At 66.6% G+C, this 17,014-nt stretch carries 14 protein-coding genes and 1 riboswitch; of the genes, 9 read left to right on the top strand and 5 right to left on the bottom strand.

The window, feature by feature from the left end; genetic code table 11:
• Positions 1–176: 176 nt before the first annotated feature.
• Positions 177–533 (top strand): hypothetical protein, encoded by a 357-nt coding sequence (locus O0J73_RS15645; protein ID WP_049457945.1) that lies wholly within the window; start codon positions 177–179, stop codon positions 531–533.
• A 157-nt stretch (positions 534–690) separates the two neighbouring features.
• Complete coding sequence (locus O0J73_RS15640) at positions 691–1,335, top strand: hypothetical protein (RefSeq protein WP_308309104.1); 645 nt, start codon at positions 691–693, stop codon at positions 1,333–1,335.
• A gap of 103 nt (positions 1,336–1,438) precedes the next feature.
• Here O0J73_RS15640 and O0J73_RS15635 read toward each other — a convergent pair whose 3' ends face one another.
• From O0J73_RS15635 to O0J73_RS15625, 3 genes are all read right to left on the bottom strand, one after another.
• Entirely contained in the window at positions 1,439–2,083 is a 645-nt protein-coding gene (locus O0J73_RS15635) for a M23 family metallopeptidase (RefSeq protein ID WP_308309103.1), read from the bottom strand.
• A 4-nt stretch (positions 2,084–2,087) separates the two neighbouring features.
• Positions 2,088–3,047 carry a L,D-transpeptidase family protein gene (locus O0J73_RS15630; protein WP_308309102.1) on the bottom strand — a complete coding sequence of 320 codons (960 nt, stop codon included), beginning with the start codon at positions 3,045–3,047 and terminating at the stop codon, positions 2,088–2,090.
• A gap of 176 nt (positions 3,048–3,223) precedes the next feature.
• Positions 3,224–5,227 carry a CARDB domain-containing protein gene (locus O0J73_RS15625; protein ID WP_308309101.1) on the bottom strand — a complete coding sequence of 668 codons (2,004 nt, stop codon included), beginning with the start codon at positions 5,225–5,227 and terminating at the stop codon, positions 3,224–3,226.
• A 209-nt stretch (positions 5,228–5,436) separates the two neighbouring features.
• Between O0J73_RS15625 and O0J73_RS15620 the strand changes: the two genes are divergently transcribed.
• The gene (locus tag O0J73_RS15620; RefSeq protein ID WP_308309100.1) at positions 5,437–7,560 is read left to right on the top strand and encodes a methyl-accepting chemotaxis protein; all 2,124 of its coding nucleotides are present in this window, start codon (positions 5,437–5,439) and stop codon (positions 7,558–7,560) included.
• A gap of 69 nt (positions 7,561–7,629) precedes the next feature.
• On the opposite strand, the gene O0J73_RS15615 is transcribed toward O0J73_RS15620, so the two are convergent.
• Complete coding sequence (locus tag O0J73_RS15615; protein WP_006463166.1) at positions 7,630–8,004, bottom strand: hypothetical protein; 375 nt, start codon at positions 8,002–8,004, stop codon at positions 7,630–7,632.
• A gap of 108 nt (positions 8,005–8,112) precedes the next feature.
• On the opposite strand from O0J73_RS15615, the gene O0J73_RS15610 reads away from it, so the two are divergent.
• The 3 genes from O0J73_RS15610 to O0J73_RS15600 all read left to right on the top strand — a co-directional run bounded on the left by O0J73_RS15610 (position 8,113) and on the right by O0J73_RS15600 (position 10,799).
• Positions 8,113–8,835: an AraC family transcriptional regulator gene (locus O0J73_RS15610; RefSeq protein WP_006463165.1), complete on the top strand. Its 723-nt coding sequence runs from the start codon at positions 8,113–8,115 to the stop codon at positions 8,833–8,835.
• 82 nt (positions 8,836–8,917) lie between these two features.
• Positions 8,918–10,285, top strand: coding sequence for an amino acid permease (locus O0J73_RS15605; protein WP_197564677.1), 1,368 nt, complete (start codon positions 8,918–8,920; stop codon positions 10,283–10,285).
• Positions 10,286–10,388: 103 nt separating this feature from the next.
• Positions 10,389–10,799, top strand: coding sequence for a VOC family protein (locus O0J73_RS15600; RefSeq protein WP_046985104.1), 411 nt, complete (start codon positions 10,389–10,391; stop codon positions 10,797–10,799).
• 92 nt (positions 10,800–10,891) lie between these two features.
• Here O0J73_RS15600 and gcvP read toward each other — a convergent pair whose 3' ends face one another.
• Positions 10,892–13,759, bottom strand: a complete 2,868-nt coding sequence (gene gcvP / locus O0J73_RS15595) for an aminomethyl-transferring glycine dehydrogenase (protein WP_006463074.1) — start codon at positions 13,757–13,759, stop codon at positions 10,892–10,894.
• Between the two features lie 62 nt (positions 13,760–13,821).
• A riboswitch (glycine riboswitch) is annotated at positions 13,822–13,924 on the bottom strand.
• 299 nt (positions 13,925–14,223) lie between these two features.
• Between gcvP and O0J73_RS15590 the strand changes: the two genes are divergently transcribed.
• The 3 genes from O0J73_RS15590 (at position 14,224) to O0J73_RS15580 (ending at position 16,963) form a co-directional block, all read left to right on the top strand.
• Positions 14,224–15,450, top strand: coding sequence for a multidrug effflux MFS transporter (locus O0J73_RS15590; protein ID WP_197564679.1), 1,227 nt, complete (start codon positions 14,224–14,226; stop codon positions 15,448–15,450).
• A 141-nt stretch (positions 15,451–15,591) separates the two neighbouring features.
• Positions 15,592–16,488 carry a siderophore-interacting protein gene (locus O0J73_RS15585; protein WP_197564680.1) on the top strand — a complete coding sequence of 299 codons (897 nt, stop codon included), beginning with the start codon at positions 15,592–15,594 and terminating at the stop codon, positions 16,486–16,488.
• A gap of 82 nt (positions 16,489–16,570) precedes the next feature.
• Complete coding sequence (locus O0J73_RS15580; protein ID WP_053450494.1) at positions 16,571–16,963, top strand: hypothetical protein; 393 nt, start codon at positions 16,571–16,573, stop codon at positions 16,961–16,963.
• The last annotated feature ends 51 nt before the right edge of the window (positions 16,964–17,014 follow it).

Below are 17,014 nucleotides of genomic sequence, written 5' to 3'. Positions count from 1 at the left end.
AGCCGGCACCGTCCTGAAACGGTGCCGGCTGGCAATCCGTCGGCCTTTATGGCGGGCGGTGCGTGGGGGTCTTCGGACCTGCCGGCATAGCATGTGCACCGGTTTGCAACCCGCACCGTCCGCCACCCCGCTTCTGCGCGGTGGCGCTGTTACGTACAGCCACGGAAGCCGACGCCATGACCAGTCGCAAGACCCCGCCGTTCCATGTTGTTGAGCCCATCAACGACGACGCCAATCCCGCCGACGATCTCAGCACGTTCCAGGGCTGCCTCACCCGCATCCGTGATGGCGAGGGCTCCGATGGCATGTTGTGGCCGGAGGAGGCCCTGTCCGACGGACGACGTCAGTCCCTGGCGCGGATCGACCGTGCGGCCGTGGGAATCCTCACCGCGGTGGAGATGCTGCATGCGGCCAACCGTTGCGCCAGCATGGCGACGCCGCGCAGGCACCTGGACGAAGGTGTGGTGGAAGGGCTTTTCTTCGCCTGCCGCGAACTTGCCGAGCTGGTGTGCAGGGAAGTCAGGCCGGCCTGACTCCTTCCGCATGCGCGATGCCCAGCCTCGCCACCGGGCGAGGTACCGGGTGGGGTCACGCGCTGCTTTGCGCCGGCACTGTGGGCACGTGCAGTTCTGCGCTACGTTGTGGCCAATGCCAGCAGGGATGCAGCGCGATGACCACCGGGGGTTCGGCATGAAAGGCGAGACCGTGGCACGGGTGGCCCTGTGGCTGCTGTGGAGCCTGTGGGCGCTGGCCTGCATCGTGCTGCTGCTGGGCGCGGTCGCCAACCACCTTGCCTCGCGCACGCAGACCCTGCCGCTGGTGCTGCAGCCCGGCGCGTCGGCCGAGATCACGGTCTATCGCTTCATCGACGATCCGCTGCGCCTGCGATTGCGCTATGCCGATGACGGCGCCGATCCTTTGGTTGACCCCGAGCTGCGCCTGCGCGCGGAAACCCCGACCGATCGCAATGAGTTCCGCGCGGACACGCGCTCACCTTCGGCAACGGCCGAGGTCATTCGTGCACTGGAATCGGTCGAGCCCGACCGCTTCGCCGCCTCGTATTTCGGCTACGGCCGCGGTGATGCATTGCCGCGTGGCCGTTCCTGGCTGCGGCTGACCGTGCTGGCGGTCGACCCGGCGCTGGCCGGCCGTGCGGCCTCGGTGGACCTGCTGGCGCCGATGGACGTGCTGAAACTGACCGACCTGGACTACCTCTGGCTGTGGCCGTTCTTCTTCTGGCCGCCGGTGGCGCTCCTTTTACTGATTGCCGGTGGCGGACTGGCGGCTGCCAGCATCGCGCTGCGGCGCTGGCGACGCCGTCCTCCACCCCGGTAGCGCCGGGCCATGCCCGGCAGTGCACTTGCCAAATACCCAATTTGGGTAGGATCGTGCCCAAATCGGGCATCACTGCGACTGGCTCTGCCAAGCGGCAGACGCGCTAGCCTCCCGCCCGCAGCAGCGGGTACGGATTGATCGACTCGCCCTTCCACCATTGCTTCTCCGGCCCCAGCACGTGCACCTCGAAATGCAGGTGCGGGGCCTCGGCGCTGGCATTGCCGGTGCTGCCGACGTAGCCGATCACTTCCCCGCGCTTGATCACCTTCTTTTCTGCCAGCCCATCGGCATAGCGTTGCAGGTGCGCGTAGTAGTAGCACCAACGTCCGCTGGGTTCGAACTGGTAGATCGTCAGGCCACCGCGCTCGCTGTCGAACAGCTTTTCCACTGTGCCATCAGCCACGGCCAGCACCGGCGTACCGGCGTCGGCCATGATGTCGATGGCATCGTGTACGCGCCCTTCGCTGCGTGCATCGGTGAAGGTGTCGCGCAGCTGCGAGGCTTCGATGCCCTGTACGGGCAGCAACAGGCCGGTTGGCGTGCCGCTCGCGCTGGCCGACGGTGCCACCGATGCGGAAGGCGCTGCATCCACCTGCGGAGCTGCAGGCGCCTTCACCGGCGTTGCAGCCACTGTGGGTTGCGGGGCAGGCTGGGCAACGGCCACCGGTTGAGCCACATCCCGGCGCAACCACCAACCTGCACCCAGGCCCAGCAGCACGCCCAGCACAATCAGCTGCGAAAGACGCATCGGCTCACTCCTGCATCACCACTGCCACCGAGGTATCCACGGCATCGGCTACGCGCAGCGCATCCCAGTTGGTCATGCGCACGCAGCCATGCGATTCGGTCTTGCCGACGTGGCCGGGCTCGGGCGTGCCGTGCAGGCCATAGTGCGGCTTGGACAGATCGATCCAGACCCGGCCCACGGGATTGTTCGGGCCCGGCGGCAGCGTGGCCTTCTTCTCGCCCTTGCGCGCATCCCAGAACAGCTTCGGGTTGTAGTGGAAGGGCGGATCGCGATACACGCCGAGGATCTTCCATTCGCCGATCGGCAGCGGATCATGCTGGCTGCCGGAGGACACCGGCACCTGCGCGATCACCTTGCCCTGCGCATCCAGCAGCTGCAGGGTGGAATCGGATTTGTCGACCACGATCTTCGTGGCCTTCGGCAATGCAGCCGGTGCGATGTTGGGGACCTGGATGCGGCTGCCCGCCTTGGCCAGATCGACGCCGGGGTTGAGCACCTTCAGCAGTTCCGGCGAGGCGTGGAAGCGCTCGCCGAGGGCTTCGGCCACGCTGCCGTAGCCCAGCGATTTCAACTTGGCCTGTGCGGCAGGCCCTTTGGGAATCGCCTGGAACGGGCCGGCCACATCCTCGGCGGTCAGGGTGTAACTGGCCAGCGGCCCAACCGTATCGGCCTGCAGCGCTTTCCAGGTGGCGTCGTCCAGTTCCCCCGTCACGGTCAGCCCGCGCGCTGCCTGGAAGCCGGATACCGCCCTGCGCTGGTTGCTGCCCACTTCCCCATCGATCTGGCCCGGCGAGAAATTCGCGCGATCCAGCAGCACCTGGGCGTGCAGGGCAGAGCGCGGCGCGGTATCCGGCCCGGCCCTTTCGGCGATGGGGGCGGGCAGTTCGGGCAGCGCAGGGGATTGCGCGAAAGTGGGTGATATCAGCAGCGACAGGACAAGCAGCGCAGGATGGGGTACACGCATGGGCATCTCCAGCATTCACTGAACTACCATGCCTGTGCGTGATGCAGGATTGATGTGAAAAGAATCTGACGCCGGGATGAGTAATGCAGACGTGACCGTCCCTTGTCTGGCTGCGTCTGTACATGGAGAACAACGAGGGCAGGCGGCTGCGCATCCGTCGCCGCCTGCCCTGAAGTTCAATCCACAGTAACCATGATGTCGATGCTGTTGTTGTCCTCTCGCGACTCGCTCACGGTGTTCTGATCGTCAACCATAATCTGGATGGAGTGCACCCCTGCGGTCGGGCGCCAGGCGTCGTTGTATGTACTGACATTGACGCTGACGCCGGGTGCCAAGGTGTAGTTCTGGAGCCCGCCCCATACACAACCCTTGATGAAGCACTGGCCGTTCTCCATGGCCACTAGCCCAATCCAGGGAGCACTGGCGGCGACCGAACCAACATTCTCGATGGTGGCAGTGAACGATGTTGTATCTCCGGATTTCGGCCGCAGCGGCTGTGAATGGGCGCTGGTGATGCGAAGATCCGGCTTGTCTGCGACTTGGATGATTCGAGCCAGCCGGTTGTTGCCCTCATTCGACTCCTGGATCAGCCCTTGATCGTCAACAATTGAGGTGATCTGTTGCTGGCCAACCGGGGCTGGCCAAACGGGGCCTGCGGGATTCAGCCAGACGGATTCACCTGGCGCCAAGGCCGTTGTCAGACCACCCCAGGGGCAGCCGCTGGATGGGCACCCACCGTTCACCAGGTAGACTGCTCCGAGCCAACCCGCAGGTGCAGGCATTGATCCGCGGTTGGTTACCGCGGTGCGAAATGTCACTGAATCACCTGGCTTGAAACTGGCTGGAATCGTTTCGAGCAGGTATGGCTGCAGATCGGGCAGGTCCCCCACCATGATTTCCCGGGTCAACTCGTTGTTGTGTTCGTCGAGCTCCTTGATGCGATCCGCGTCGTCAGCGAACACGGTCATCGCATGCAGCCCTGCCGAAGGTGTCCAGCTGGGCCCTTGGTTAAGATCTATGGTGGCCTGCTGACCGGGGGCCAGACTGGTCGTCAGGATTCCCCATTGGCATCCTCCGTCGAAACAGCGCCCCTCCTCATGGACAAGAACACTGTGGTGATTCATGGGGGACGGAGCATTGCCGGCATTCCGGATGGTCGCCCGGAAGCGGACCGCCTCTCCGGCCCGGAACTGGCTTGGAATCGTTTCGATCCGCGTTACCTGGAGGTCTGGCTGATGTGTGAGATCGTCGATCACGGAGTGGAAGATGGCGGGGCAGTTCTGGCTGTCATACTGAAAATCAGGACGTTCGCCAGGCCAGAATGCAAAATAGGAGCTACCAAGATTGCGGGGGCGATCGGCGCCATACACGGCTTCTAGTGCAGCTTCCAGGTTCACTCGGAAGCTGGAACGAAGCGCAGGATCATTGCAGCTGCTGTAATTGAAAGCGGGCAGCACGGGGACCATGCCACCACCGAGCAGGCCGTGCCGTTTCCATTTCTGGTACTGGGCGATCTGATCGTTGAGATCATCTTGGTACTGATCTACGAAGACTACATCCTGTGCCCCCGGACTCATTGCATGCTGGATCTGCGCGTCGCTCAGCCCCTTCATCAGATTGGCGAGGAAGACCGGACGCGCAGCTGCATCGGGGTCAGCCTGGCGGATGCGCTGGTAGACCTGTTCCTGGTAGCGCTTGCAGATACCAAGGTTCTCCGGTGCTTTCGGCAGCGCAGGCTCATCGAAGGTGTAGTAGCCGACGACGACATCACTGTTCTGCCGGCCCAATGCCGCCAGATCATCGAGCGATTGTCCCAGCCCTGCGGGAAGAGATTCATTGCCAGCGGCACAGATGCCATTGCGATCGGCGTTCCATGCGTCGTAGGTCGGGCCGTTGAACATGAGGATAGCTTTGAATCCGGATAGCAGTGGATCCTGGCGCAGCAACTGCAGTTGCGAGCGGATCTCGGCCACCGACCAGCCACCCACCGGCACGACATTGATGCCGGATTTCTTCAGCGTCGCCAGCTGGTCGCGGGCCAGCGGATCCTGGTTGCCGATGATGTTGAAGCCATAGAGGAACTTCATGTTGCTGCCGGTGTAGGCATCTTCAGCCTGGGCAGTATGTGCAGCCAGCAACCCAGCGATTACCAGCGGAAGCGGGGAGAGCAGTCGTTTCATGATCGTCCTTGTTGAAATGAGCAATGTAGTTGCGTCCTGTCCGATGCGCGGGCATGCGGTCGATCCAGCCTGGCGATGCTGCCATCGCCACAGTAGCGGACGCCACACCATCACCTCGCTGAACCGTACCCCGCCGGGCGTTCTAGTCCCCATCAAGGCGCATCGGGCTGCTGCCGATACGGGCGCATCCCCCCGTTTTGGATGTACCGATGAACTACTTGAGGAATGTCAGGGTCGCCTGGCGTCTTGGGCTGGGCTTTGGCCTGTTGCTGCTGCTGGTCGCCGCCGTGGTGGCCACGGGTGCCACCGCCAGCGTCGTGCAGAAGCGCGCGATGCAGCAGGTGGTCGATGTCAGCGTGGCCAAGGTGCGGCTGCTGTCGCAGATGCTCGATGCCAACAACCAGATGATGGTGGTGCGCCGCGAGATGCTGATCCGCCAGGGCGATGACCGAGGCCACGACGAACAGCGCATCGCCGATCTGGTCAAACGCTACGAGGCCAGCTGGAGCGCGTACCAGGCGTTGCCCAGTGATGCCGCGGGCAAGGCCATTGCTGAAACCATTGCAGCCAAGCGCGCCATCGCCCGCCCGCTCAACAAGCAGACCAGCGAACTGATGGAGCAGGGTGACTATCCCGGCGCGGTGGCGCTGACCCTGGGCCCGGTGCAGGAAGCGGCCAACGGCTGGAACAAGGCGCTGTCCGATGGCGTGGACTTCGAAGAGAAGGAAAGCCGCGATGCCGCCGCCGAGGCGATCCGCCTGGGTGAGCGCAGCCTGCTGCAGCTGCTGGTGCTGGGCGGCGTTGCATTGCTGGTTGGCATTGCTGCCTCGGTGATGATCGGCCGCAGCCTGACCGGTCCGCTGGCGCGCGCAGTGAACCTGGCCGAGCGCCTGGCCAAGGGCGAGCTGGATCAGGAATTCCGGCTTGGCGGTCGTGACGAATTGACCCAGCTGGGCCAGGCGATGGCCAGTGTGCGGCAGAGCGTGCAGGCCGCGATCGGCGCGCAGCTGCAGATGGCAGAGCAGCATGAGGCGGGCGCGATCCGCTATCGCATGGATGCCAGCGCGTTCCCGGGTGATTTCGGGCGCATGGTGCAGGCCACCAACAGCCTGGTCGAATCGCACGTGCAGGTGGAACTGCTGATGGCCGAGGTGATGCAGCGCTACGCCATCGGCGACCTCAGCCGCGACCTGCCGGACTACCCGGGCGAGAAGGGCGCGCTGACCCGCACCCTGTCCGCCGTGAAGCAGAGCCTGATGGCGATCAACGCGCAGATCGATGAACTGGCCCGCGCCGCGCGCGCCGGTGACTTCAGCATGCGCGGCGATGCCGCCGCATTCCAGTACCAGTTCAAGGCGATGGTCGAGCATCTCAACGGCATGATGGCCAGCTCGCAGGCCAGCATCGCCGATGTCTCCGACGTGCTGCGTGCGATCTCGCATGGCGACCTGACCGCACGCATGGACGGCGATTACGACGGCGTGTTCGCCCGCATGCGCGACGATGCCAACACCACCACCGCACAGCTGACCGGCATCGTGCGTGGCATCCAGGTGGCGGCCGACAGCATCAACAACGCCGCGCAGGAACTCGCCGCCGGCAACAACGACCTGTCGCGCCGCACCGAGCAGCAGGCCGCCAATCTGGAAGAAGCTGCCGCCTCGATGGAGGAACTGACGTCCACCGTGCGCCAGAACGCCGAGCTGGCCCGCCAGGCCGACAGCGAAGCGCACGCCGCCGGAGCCGCGGTGCGCGAGACCGAACAGGCGATGGCACAGATGGCCTCGGTGATGGGCGAGATCGACCAGTCGTCGGCCCGCATCTCGGAAATCTCCACGGTGATCGATGGCATTGCGTTCCAGACCAACATCCTCGCGTTGAACGCTGCAGTCGAAGCCGCCCGCGCAGGCGAGCAGGGCCGTGGCTTCGCCGTGGTCGCCAGCGAAGTGCGCACGCTCGCGCAGCGCGCCGGTGTCGCCGCCAAGGAGATCAAGGAACTGATCGAAGATGCTGCCGCCAAGGTGAAGAGTGGCCTGGCAGTGACCGTTGAATCCGAAGCTGCGATCGCACGCGTGGCCCAGGCCAGTTCGCGCACCACGCAGCTGATGAGCGACATCGCTGCGGCGAGCAAGGAGCAGGCCGCCGGTATCGAGCAGGTCAACCAGGTGGTGGTGCAGATGGATCAGGTCACCCAGCAGAACGCTGCGCTGGTGGAAGAAGCCACCGCCGCCAGCCGCGCGCTGGAAGAACAGGCGCATGCGCTGACTACGTCGGTGTCGGTGTTCAAGGTGGAAGGCGCAGCAGCTTCCGCCGTGCCACGTCGCGCGGCCTGAGCAGGTCACTTCCGTTGAAATTGTGCGGCCGCAGGGCACTGCGGCCGCGTTCCGGTGGATGGCTCGCGATCAGCCACTGGCGCGGGTGCGCGCCGCCTTCTTCGCCGCCGCTTTGCGCACACTCTTCTTCGCGGCACGGGTCTTGGCTGCCTTCTTCGCGGCCGCGCTGCGCGAAGCAGCGGTGCTGGCCTTCTTTGCCGCTGCCTTGCGAGCGGGAGCCTTCTTTGCGGCGGTCTTCTTCGTTGTGGCCTTGCTGGCAGTCTTCCCGGCACTCTTGCGCGCGCTGCCGCTGCGCTTGCCACCCCCATCCTGCTTGTTCACCGTGGCCCAGGCGATGCGCTCGGCCGTGCCTTCGCTGGCACCGCGCTGGCGCTCGCTCTCTTCGATGTGCTCGGCCTGGCGCTTCTGCTTGTCGGTATAGGCGGATTTGTCACCGCGTGGCATGGCAGGGTCTCCGGTGGGGGCTGGCCCCCACGGTGGCCCTGGCGGCGTTAAGCACAAGTCCCGCAAGGGTGATCGCACCGGCAAGGCCGCCTCGGCTATGCTTGCCGCATGCGAGTCGAGCCCGCCGACATCGAAGCCCTGTTCGACGCCATTCCGGATGTGCTGTTCTTCATCAAGGACCGGCAGGGGCGTTACACCCACGTCAACCAGACCATGCTGCGGCGGCTGGGCCTGCGCGCGCGCAAGGATGTGATCGGGCGCACCGCGGCCGAGATCTACCCGACCGGGCTCAGTGCGGACTATGTCGACCAGGACGCCCGCGTGCTGTCCGGCGAGGTGATCGAGAACCTGATGGAGCTGCACCTGTTCGCCAACCGCGAACCGGGCTGGTGCCTGACCTGCAAGCGCCCGCTGCTGGTCGATGGGGCCATCGAGGGCCTGATCGGCATTTCCCGCGACCTCGGCCAGAAGGACAGCCTCGGCACCCAGTACGAGCAGCTGCGGCTGGCCCTGGCCCACCTCAATGCGCATTACGCCGAGAACGTGCGCATGCAGACCCTGCTGGATATCACCGGCTTCTCGCTGTCCAAGCTGGAGCGCAGCTTCCGCAAGGTGTTCCAGATGACCCCGCAGCAGGTGCTGACCCGGCTGCGGATCCAGATGGCCATGCACCTGCTGCACGGTGACGACAGCATCGCCTGCATCGGCCAGGCCTGCGGTTTCAGCGACCAGAGTGCGTTCACCCGCAAGTTCAAGGCTGAAACCGGTTTCTCGCCGCGTGCCTATCGGGCCCGTATCGGTGGGAACGTCGGCGAGCCGGCCCTGGCCTGAGACGCCTGCTGCGCTGTGCCTATCCCCGCGGGCACGGGACAGGGTAAGGTGTCGCCCCTGTAGCCCGCCGCCAGCCCCGCCGATGCCCAATTCGATTCCGACCGCTTCGCCGTCCCGCCTCGGACATTCGCTCAAGCCCCGCCAGCTGATCATGATGGGCCTGGGCAGCGCCATCGGCGCCGGATTGTTCCTCGGCTCGGGCGTGGGTGTGCAGGCGGCCGGTCCGGCGGTGCTGGTGTCCTACCTGGTGGCCGGTGCGCTGGTGATCATCGTGATGAACGCGCTGGGCGAGATGGCGGCGGCCAAACCGACCAGCGGTGCGTTCTCGGTGTACGCCGCCGACGCCATGGGCGCCACGGCCGGCGCCACAGTAGGCTGGCTGTGGTGGGTGCAGCTGGTGATCGTGATCGCCGCCGAGGCGGTGGGTGCGGCCGGCCTGCTGGCCACGGTGTGGCCAGCGATACCGGTACCGATGGCGGCGCTGGCGTTCATGCTGTTCTTCACCGCGATCAACCTGCTCGGGGTGAAGAATTTCGGCGAGTTCGAGTTCTGGTTCGCGATCCTCAAGGTGGTTGCGATCCTGGCGTTCATCGCCATTGGTGTGGCGCTGCTGATGGGCTGGCTGCCGCAGGTGACCTCACCGGGCCTGAGCAACTTCACCGACCACGGCGGCTTTGCGCCGAAGGGCCTGGCCGGTATCGGTGCGGCGCTGCTGGTGGTGGTGTTCGCCTTCGGCGGCACCGAGATCGTGGCCGTCGCCGCTGCTGAAACCGAAGACCCCGAGCGCAGCATCGCGCGTGCGATCCGAACCGTGGCCTGGCGCATCCTGGTGTTCTACATCGGCTCGCTGAGCGTGATCATCGCCGTGGTGCCGTGGACCAGCGAGGCGCTGAAGTCGCCGTTCGCCGCGGTGCTGGATATCGCCCGTATTCCGGGTGCGGGCACGGCCATCACCCTGATCGCGGTGATCGCGCTACTGTCGGCGCTCAATGCCAACCTCTACGGTGCCTCGCGCATGATGTATTCGCTGGCGCAGCGCCGCGAAGCCCCGGCCGTGCTCGGCTGGACCGATCCGCGCCAGGTGCCGGTGATCGCCGTGCTGGCCAGCGTGCTGTTCGGCTTTGCCGCCACGGTGATGGAACTGCTGTTCCCGGACCGGGTGCTGCCGGTGCTGCTGAACATCGTCGGTTCCACCTGCCTGCTGGTGTGGACGCTGTCGCTGGTCTCGCAGCTGGTGCTGCGCCGGCGCGCGGATCGCCTGGGCACCCGCCTGCCGTTCCGCATGGCCGGTTTCCCGTGGCTGACCTGCTGTGCGTTGGCGATCCTTGCGCTGATCTTCGGCCTGCTGCTGAGTGAGTCGCACACCCGCCTGCAGTTCCTGTCGATGGTGGCACTGACCGCCACCATCGCCGCTGGCAGCGCCATCGCGCGGCGGATGCGCGAGGCGTGATGGAAGCTGCCGGCCAGCGGCCGGCACTACCACGGGGGCTGCACATCCGACGTGCGATGCTGATCGCGTGGGCCGTCACCGGCCCGTCGAACAGGAGTTCCGCATGCTGCGCAGCCGTCCGTTCCTGATGTTCACCGGCCAGGCCGAAGCCGCCCTGGCCCTGTATGCCGAGGCCTTTGCCGATTTCCGGCTGCTGGCGCTGCAACGCCACCCGGAGGGGCCCGGTGCCGGCGTGCCCGGCCAGGTCCGCCAGGCCATCTTCCTGCTCGGCGGCACCCATTACCTGTGCTTCGACAGCCTGGACGTGCACGATTTCACCTTCTCGCCGTCGATCTCGCTGTTCGTCGAATGCTCCGGCGCCGAGCAGTTCGAGCGCGCGGCGCGCGTGCTGGGCGAGGGCGGCCATTGGCTGATGCCGGTGGGTGACTACGATTTCAGCAACCGCTATGGCTGGGTCCAGGACCGCTTCGGCGTGTCCTGGCAGTTGAGCCTGGGGCAGATGCCGGACCCGTGATCGGATCTTTGTGGGTGTGGACCTTGGTCCACACGCCCTTGAAAAAACGGCCCGCATGCGCGGGCCGTTTTCATTTCCGATGGATCGAAGGCTTAGGCCTCGACTTCATCGTCCTTGTAGGCATCGACCGGGATGCAGGCACACATCACGTTCTTGTCGCCGTACACGTTGTCCACGCGCGCCACCGGCGGCCAGTACTTGCCCTGCTTCAGGCTGGCCAGCGGGAAGGCGGCCAGTTCGCGCGGGTAGGCATGGGTCCACTCGCTGGCGGTCACCGCGGTGGCCGTGTGCGGTGCGTTCTTCAGCGGGTTGTCCTCGCGGTCCAGGCGGCCGTCTTCGATCGCGCTGATTTCCTCGCGGATCTGGATCATCGCGTTGATGAAGCGATCCAGTTCGTGCAGCGATTCGCTCTCGGTCGGTTCGACCATCAGCGTGCCGGCCACCGGGAAGCTCAGGGTCGGGGCGTGGAAGCCGAAGTCGATCAGGCGCTTGGCCACGTCCTCGGCACCGATGCCGCTGGTCTTTTCCAGCGGGCGCACGTCGAGGATGCACTCGTGCGCCACCAGGCCGTTGCGGCCGGTGTACAGGGTCTTGAAGTGCGGGGCCAGGCGCTTGGCGATGTAGTTGGCGTTGAGCTGCGCGACCTGGGTGGCCTTGCGCAGGCCTTCGCTGCCCATCATGGCGATGTACATCCAGCTGATCGGCAGGATCGAGGCGCTGCCGAAGCTGGCCGCGCTGACCATGCCGACCGGGCCGTGGTCACCCAGCTTGCCCGGCAGGAACGGGGCAAGGTGCTCCTTGACCGCGCACGGGCCGACGCCCGGGCCGCCACCGCCGTGTGGGATGCAGAAGGTCTTGTGCAGGTTCAGGTGCGAAACGTCCGAACCCCACTTGCCCGGCTTGGCCACGCCGACCAGGGCGTTCATGTTGGCACCGTCGGTGTACACCTGGCCGCCGTGCTGGTGGATGATCTCGCAGATCTCCACCACCTCTTCCTCGAACACGCCGTGCGTGGACGGGTAGGTCATCATGATCGCGGCCAGGCGGTCGCTGTACTTCTCGGCATTGAGGCGGATGTCCTCGACATCGACGTTGCCGTTGGCGTCGGTCTTGGTCACCACCACCTTCATGCCGCACATCTGCGCCGAGGCAGGGTTGGTGCCATGCGCCGAGTCCGGAATCAGGCAGATATCGCGATGACCTTCGCCCCGCGAGCGGTGGTAGGCGCGGATCGCCAGCAGGCCGGCGTACTCGCCCTGCGCGCCGGAGTTCGGCTGCAGGCTGACCGCGTCGTAGCCGGTGCACTCCACCAGCATCGCTTCCAGCGTGTCGATCAGTTCCTTGTAGCCCAGCGCCTGGTCGGCCGGCACCAGCGGGTGGATCTGCGAGAACTCCGGCCAGGTCACCGGGATCATCTCGGCGGTGGCGTTGAGCTTCATGGTGCACGAGCCCAGCGGGATCATCGTGCGATCCATCGCCAGGTCCTTGTCGGCCAGCGAACGCAGGTAGCGCAGCAGCTCGTGCTCGCTGTGATGGGTGTTGAACACCGGGTGGGTGAGGAACGCGGACTGGCGCTGCAGGCCGGCAGGCAGCGCATCGGCGGTGCTGGCATCGAGTGCGTCGACGTCGGCCTGCGCACCGAACACCGCAGCCAGCGCGACCACGTCGGCGCGGGTGGCGGTCTCGTCCAGGCTGATGCCGACCGAGTCGCTGTCGATCGCGCGCAGGTTGTAACCGGCGGCGCGGGCCTTGGCGTGGATCTCATCGGCGTGCACGCCGGTGACATGCAGGGTGTCGAAGAAGTCGCCACCGACCTGCACGCCGGCCGTGCGCAGCGCCGCGGCCAGGATCGAGGCCAGGCGGTGGGTGCGGCGGGCGATGCGGGTCAGGCCGTCCGGGCCGTGGTAGACGGCGTACATCGACGCCATCACCGCCAGCAGTACCTGCGCGGTGCAGATGTTGGAGGTGGCCTTCTCGCGGCGGATGTGCTGCTCGCGGGTCTGCAGGGTCAGGCGATAGGCCGGGTTGCCCTGCGCATCCACCGAGACGCCGATCAGGCGGCCCGGCATCGAGCGCTTGTAGGCGTCACGGCAGGCCATGAACGCGGCGTGCGGGCCACCGAAGCCGAACGGCACGCCGAAACGCTGGCTGTTGCCGACCACGATATCCGCACCCCATTCGCCCGGGGCGGCCAGCAGGGTCAGCGCCAGCAGGTCGGTGGCCACGGCCACCAGGCCGCCGCGTGCGTGCACGGCATCGACCAGCGCCTTGTAGTCGCCGACCTGGCCGAAGGTGTCCGGGTACTGCAGCAGCAGGCCGAAGGCTTCCGCTTCCAGTGCCTCGGCCGGGGTGCCGACGCGCAGCACGATGCCCATGGGCTCGGCGCGGGTGCGCAGCAGTTCCAGCGTCTGCGGGTGCACGGCGTCGTGCACGAAGAAGGTGTCCGACTTCGACTTGGCCGAACGCTTGGCCAGGGTCATCGCTTCGGCGGCGGCGGTGGCTTCGTCCAGCAGCGAGGCGTTGGCGATTTCCATGCCGGTCAGGTCGGCGCACAGGGTCTGGAAGTTGATCAGCGCTTCCATGCGGCCCTGCGAGATTTCCGCCTGGTACGGGGTATAGGCGGTGTACCAGGCCGGGTTTTCCAGGATGTTGCGCAGGATCACGTTCGGCGTGTGGGTACCGTAGTAGCCCTGGCCGATGAAGCTGCGCAGCACGGTGTTCTTGTCGGCGATCGCACGGATCTTCGCCAGTGCCTGCACTTCGGTCATCGATTCCGGCAGTGCCAGCGGTGCGGGCGACTTGATCTTGGCCGGCACGATGGCATCGGTCATCGCATCCAGCGACGCGTGGCCGACGACGTCGAGCATCTGCGCGATCTCGGCATCGTTGGGGCCGATGTGGCGCTCGACGAACGCGGAATGGTGCTCGAGCTCACGCAGGGAAGGGGTGTTCTGGGACATGGCGAAGGATCCGTCAGGAAAGGGCACACGCACGGGCACAAGCCGCCGGTCGGCGGTCTGCGGGGCGCCCCTCTGTCCTTTTGCCTGAGAGTTTGGAAGTGCGGCTGGCCGCAGCTTCGTGCCCCTTCGGCGCCGGATCGAACCGGTCTCTCCAGAGTTGTGTTACGGGTGGTATCGGGCCTGAGCGATTACGGGCGTTGCGCCTTCGGCAGCGGTGTTCCGCTTCTCCCACCGTGTTGCCCGCCGATTATAGCCCGTCGCGGGCCCGTGGGCCGCCCCCGGCGGGTGCGGCCGCGCCTGAATGGCCGATGGCCCGTCCGTACGTTTTGTGCACTGCTGCATGGCATCGGGCGCAATCCCCACCTATGATGGGCGGATACCCGAATTCATCTGGCGCCGTCCCTGCTGCAGGGGACCGGCGCCCGCCGTGCGTGCCGCGCATGGCCCTGCCGGACGCCTTCCCCATGACCGCCGCTGTTGCTCCTTCCACCCGCCGCATGGCCCTGCTGCTCGCCGGCCTGGCCATGTTCGGTCCGTTCTCGATCGACACCATCTTCCCGGCCTTCCCGCAGCTGGCCCAGCGCCTGGCGGTGGACGAAGTGGCGGTGCAGCAGACCATCAGCGTGTACCTGCTGTTCTACGGCCTGATGAGCCTGGCGCACGGCCCGCTGTCCGATGCCTGGGGCCGCAAGCGGGTGATCCTCGGCGGCCTGGTGGTGTTTGTCGGCGCTTCGGTCGGCTGTGCGCTGTCCACCGACCTGACCACGCTGCTGGCGTTCCGCGCGCTGCAGGGCCTGTCGGCGGGTGTCGGCATGATCGTCGGCCGCGCGGTGATCCGCGACCTCTACCACGGCCATGACGCGCAGCGGCTGATGAGCCAGGTGTCGATGCTGTTCGGCATCGCCCCGGCGATCGCGCCGATCATCGGCGGCTGGATCCTGCTCAGTGGTGCGGGTTGGCCACTGATCTTCTGGTTCCTGGTGGTGTTTGCGCTGGTGCTGCTGGCAGCCACCGCACGCTTCCTGCCGGAAACGCATCCGGTCGAGGCGCGGGTGCCGCTGTCGCCGCGGGTGCTGATGCGCGACTACGTGCGCATCGGCTTCAACCCGCGCTTCCTGCGCCTGGCGCTGGCCGGCAGCATCGGCTTCGGCGGCATCTTCCTGTACATCTCCTCGGCGCCGGTGTTCGTGATGCAGCATCTGCATCTGGGCGAGGGCGGATTCGCCTGGCTGTTCATTCCTACCATCGGCGGCATGACCACCGGCTCGTTCCTGTCGGGGCGCATGGCCGGGCACACCACGCCCACCCGCCAGGTCGCCATCGGTTTCGCGCTTTGCGCGTTGTCGGTACTGCTGAACGTCGGCTACGTGGCACTGGCGCCGCAGTTCGTGCTGCCGTGGGCGGTGCTGCCGATTTTCCTGGGTGGCATGGGCATGGCGCTGATCTTCCCGATCCTGGCGCTGGCGGTGCTGGACATGTACCCGCATCAGCGTGGTCTGGCGTCTTCGCTGCAGGCCTTTGCGCAGCTGATGATCAGCACCGTGGTGGCGGGCGTGGTATCGCCGCTGCTCAGTGCCAGCCCGTTGCACCTGGCACTGGGCCAGGCCGCCTTTTTCGCCGTCGGATTCGTGTTCTGGTACTGGGAACACCAGCGTGAACGCGTGGCGCAGGCAGCCTGCACGGGCCATTGAGCAGCGCGCAGGGGTAGGGCGGGGCGCGATGCCTGCAACCCTTGCGACCGAACACCACCGGATTAGGCTGGGGACTCCAGCCAGCCGGTGCAGGGGTGCACGACAGCCAGCCGATCCAATGTCGTTGCATGAGGTTCCCCCATGGCTGCGCAGCAGACCTACCGCCTGTTCGAGGTGGCGCTGAAAGAGCGCCGCGTGCTTTCCCCTTCGCTGGACCGCATGGTGTTCACCGGTGCCGACGTGGCACGGATGAAGACCGAAGGCCCGGACCAGCGCATCAAGGTGTTCTTCCCCTTGCCCGGCCAGGACCTTCCGCAGGTCCCCAGCGGCGAGGACTGGTACCCGCGCTACCGGGCCCTGCCTGACGACCAGCGCCCTCCGATGCGCACCTACACCATCCGCCAGCTGCGCGCTGAGCAGGGCGAGGTCGACGTCGATTTCGTCATCCACGGCGTGACCGGGCCCGCCTCGCGCTGGGCCATGCATGCACGCCCGGGCGACCGTGTGGTGCTGCTCGCTCCGGATGCCGACTGCGCCGACAGCAGCGAAGGCTGGGAATGGAAGCCGCCGGCCGGTGTGGGCCAGGTGCTGCTGGTAGCCGACGAGACCGCGTTGCCGGCCGTGGCCGGCATCCTGGAGGAACTGGCGGGCATGGCCGATCCGCCACGCACGCTGGCCCTGCTGGAAGTCGCCCAGGCCGGTGATGCGGTGCCGCTGACCGCGCCGGCCAGCGCCGAACTGGTCTGGCTGCCGCGCGGGCAGGCGGCCTACGGGCAGCCCCTGCTGCAGGCGGTGCAGGAACGCCTGGCAGCGGCCTCGAGCGTGGGCGCCGGTGATGAGCTGGAGGAGATCGACGTCGATGCGCAGATCCTCTGGGAGCAGGCCGATGCCAGCGTGGCCGGGCCGCTGTACGCCTGGGTGGCGGGCGAGGCCGGGGCCGTGATGGCGATCCGCCGGCATCTGGTCCGCGACTGCGGGCTGGACCGCCGCTCGATCACCTTCATGGGCTACTGGCGGCACGGCAAAGTACTGGACTGATCGCGCAGGATCGAACGTGCGTGAAGTGGCCCGGCGGGCGGGGTGCGCTATCCTTGCGCCCCCCTCGCCGCGGTACCGCACCATGTCCACCAGCTCCAAGACCCGCCGCGACCAGCGCCGTCGCCAGGAAAAGCAGGCCGCCAACAAGGTTGCAGCCCAGGCCTCGCCGGTGGAGCCGCATGCCGAACTGCGCGACGCGCAGCGCACCCTGCTGGCCGGGGTCGTGCGCCGCGACGGCGAATGGGTGCTGGGCATGGACGGCCGCATCGCTGGCCACAGCGAGAGTGCTGCGCAGGTGCTGGCGCTGATCATGCAGGCCGGTGAACTGCACGAGCGCAACGGCACGCCGGTGCGCCTGATGTACTCCGATGCGCTGCGCGATGCCGCGCAGGCCGAAGCGAAGGAGAAGGGCCAGACCTTCGAGGAATTCAAGGCCGAGCTGGCCGCGGCGATGGCGGCGAAGAAGAACAGCTGACAGGCATTTCGGTAGCGCCGGCCGCTGGCCGGCTGCCCGTTGGGTCTTCAT

This window comes from Stenotrophomonas sp. Sm6012 (assembly GCF_030985895.1).
Taxonomy (GTDB): domain Bacteria; phylum Pseudomonadota; class Gammaproteobacteria; order Xanthomonadales; family Xanthomonadaceae; genus Stenotrophomonas; species Stenotrophomonas forensis.
This window is presented reverse-complemented; position numbering and strand designations above follow the sequence as displayed.